Annotated in this window: 1 protein-coding gene; it reads left to right on the top strand. The window is 38.2% G+C overall.

Annotated features, from left to right (window positions below):
• Positions 1–28: 28 nt before the first annotated feature.
• The coding region (locus tag SH09_RS14055) for a relaxase/mobilization nuclease domain-containing protein (RefSeq protein ID WP_042740234.1) at positions 29–241 on the top strand (213 nt) is incomplete at its 3' end.

Below are 241 nucleotides of genomic sequence, written 5' to 3'. Positions count from 1 at the left end.
ATGATGTGAAAAAGGAGTTGCATAAGATATGGCAACAACTAAATTAGGCAATACGAAGTCGGCAAGTCGTGCCATTAATTACGCAGAAGAACGTGCAGAAGAAAAAAGCGGCTTAAATTGGGATGTTGATTATGCTAAATCATATTTTAAGCAAACTAGGGCGTTATATGGCAAAGAGAATGGTGTTCAAGCACATACAGTCATTCAATCTTTTAAGCCTGGCGAAGTAACAGCTAAAGAG

It is taken from the genome of Staphylococcus gallinarum, from assembly GCF_000875895.1.
Taxonomy (GTDB): Bacteria; Bacillota; Bacilli; order Staphylococcales; family Staphylococcaceae; genus Staphylococcus; species Staphylococcus gallinarum.
This window is presented reverse-complemented; position numbering and strand designations above follow the sequence as displayed.